The organism is Polynucleobacter sp. 35-46-11, assembly GCF_002281105.1.
On the sequence record NZ_NCFJ01000367.1, the window covers coordinates 1 to 2,603 of the forward strand.

Sequence of the window (2,603 nt, forward strand, 5' to 3'; positions counted from 1 at the left end):
TTTCATCGATAGAGCTTATATATTTTAAATTACTGCACCAATTAGATGATCGATGCACGTTATAAAAAATATGCGCACCACTTGTAAGCAATCTTCGCGGTAAGTAGTTCAATCTAATGTGACTATGGGTCAACTAAATATTAGTTAGCACCCAACAAAAGAAAACTTACTTATATGAAGCTACCTGCTGTTCAACTCTCTCTCAAGGAGATATACAAATCATTTGATAGCAACTCCGGATCAGTTCCAGTCTTAAATGGACTCACATTTGATGTGATGGAGCAAGATTTTATTAGCATTATTGGGCCGAGCGGATGTGGTAAATCAACCATTTTTAACATCATCGCCGGCCTTTTGGGTGCGGATAGTGGGGACCTTATTTATCGCGGAGAGAAGATAAAAAGCCTTAGAGGCAAAGTCGGCTACATGATGCAAAAGGATCTCCTTTTTCCCTGGAGGACAGTTCTGGAAAACGTCATGCTGGGCCTGAAAGTGCGTGGTGAAGATGACGCAAATGGAACTGAGAAGGCGAGGGACTATTTAAGTACTTTTGGCCTGTCTGGCTTTGAAAAGGCATACCCGCAGACTCTATCTGGAGGCATGCGGCAGAGAGTTGCATTAATCCGAACGCTACTAATGGATCCAGATATCTTATTACTAGATGAGCCATTTTCGGCGCTAGATTATCAAACAAGACTATATCTTGAAAGTGTGCTTTTAGATGCTGTAGCAAAGTTTAAAAAGACTGTAATTTTAGTCACCCATGATGTCGATGAGGCTGTGGCTCTCTCAAAACGGGTCGTAGCTCTTAGCGGACGTCCTACGATAGTCAAGAATGTCCATCAAATTGATATTGAGCGATCTTCCCCAATAGAAGCTAGATCACATAAGAATTTCGGCGAGTACTTTCACTTACTTTGCTCTGAATTGGATATTCAAACCAAAAAGGATGATGTTGTATGAGCGCAAAAGGTAGCAAAACTCACCATTTTTTAAACACCAGCCTAGGGAAATCGCTGATCCAAATTTTATCAGTTGTAGTCTTCTTTTTTATTTGGCAGTTTCTGGCGGAACTAGGGCTCATCTCAGAATTTTTAGTTGGTACACCATTTGGTATATGGAAAAGATTCGTTGATAGCGTTCTTGACTACTCTATTTTTATTGATACTGGTTACACCCTTTGGGAGGCGCTCCTGGGGTTTGTTATTGGCACACTCATTGGAACAAGTATTGGATTGTTGCTTTGGTACTCAAAGTGGGTTTCTCAAATTGTAGAGCCCTTTATCGTTGCGATTAATAGCGTTCCCAAAATTGCACTTGCGCCAATCATATTACTTTGGTTTGGAACTGGTTTAGGTGCAAAGGTTGTTCTGGTTGTCTCGATGACAGCAATCATTGCCTTAATTGCAGCTCATCAAGCAACCAAGGACGCTGATAAAGATCTGCAGTCTCTCCTTGATTCTATGGGTGCCGATAGAAAGCAAATATTTCGTGAGGTGGTTGTGCCTTCGTCAATGCCAGCAATTGTCTCTAACTTCCGAATTAATGTTGGCTTTGGTTTGGTGGGTGCAGTTGTAGGTGAGTTTATTTCATCTAAGGCGGGTTTGGGGCACATGATTTACAACGCTTCCAGCTTATACGAGCTCAATTCAGTTTGGGTGGGGCTTTTCATGCTGATGATTGTTGGATTCTTTCTCTATTACTGCATTGATGCGCTGGAGCGCTTCTTGTTTCCATGGCGGAGTGATAGTAGGCGCACAGAAATTCGGATGTAACTTTTAATAACCTAACGGAGATATATATGAAATCGCTTTATAAAAAAGCACAGTTAATTTGTGCGGCATTAGTAATAGGCGGCATATCCTTAAGCGCAAGCGCGGAAGTAAAGACTGTCACTATTTCACAGGCATTCCAATCCATGTTGTATCTACCTTTGTATGTAGCAATTGATAAAGGATTTTTTAAGGACCAGGGATTAAGCGTCATTAAGGAAACGGCCGGATCCCCAACTGCGGCTTTGTCATCAGTACTATCCGGCAGCTCGCAATTTTCACTACACGGTCCCGAGTGGACTGCTATTGCTGCATCCAAAGGTGCCAATGTCGGTGTAATTAGTAATGCAGTTAATGGTGCTGCTGTATGGATTGCTACGGCCCCCGATATCAAATTTACAAGCATTAAGGATATTAAAGGTCAAAAAGTCGTTTCCGGGCTAATGCCAACTACAAGTACATCATTGTTTTTAAAGTTGCTCAAAGAAAATGGCATGAATGACAAGACTGATATTGATCTTATCCAGGTCCCTTTAGGTACTGAGCCAGCTGCGCTATTAAGTGGTCAGGCAAAAATTGCCGTGTTGTACGAGCCAGGCTTAGATCAGGTCGCTATTAAGGGTATGAAAGTGGTTTTAGGCTTCCCTAAAACTTATGGCCCATATGCCTTTTCTTCAATTACTGCAATGAAAAACGTTGATCCAGTTGCCGCTCAGAAAATGGTAAATGGAATGGAAATCGCTATTCGTTACATGAACAAGGATCCGAAGGGGACGATCGAAGTTGCTAAGAAGCAATTCCCAACACTAGACCCTCAGGTTGTAGAAAACG

Annotated in this window: 3 protein-coding genes; all 3 read left to right on the forward strand. The window is 41.9% G+C overall.

Annotation, left to right across the window (positions count from 1 at the left end):
• Positions 1-174 precede the first annotated feature (174 nt).
• Entirely contained in the window at positions 175-963 is a 789-nt protein-coding gene (locus tag B7Y67_RS14985; protein ID WP_293599325.1) for an ABC transporter ATP-binding protein, read from the forward strand.
• Positions 960-1,775, forward strand: a complete 816-nt coding sequence (locus B7Y67_RS14990; protein ID WP_293599326.1) for an ABC transporter permease — start codon at positions 960-962, stop codon at positions 1,773-1,775. The genes B7Y67_RS14985 and B7Y67_RS14990 overlap by 4 nt, the downstream gene beginning before the upstream one ends.
• A 26-nt stretch (positions 1,776-1,801) precedes the next feature.
• The coding region (locus tag B7Y67_RS14995; protein ID WP_293599327.1) for an ABC transporter substrate-binding protein at positions 1,802-2,603 on the forward strand (802 nt) is incomplete at its 3' end.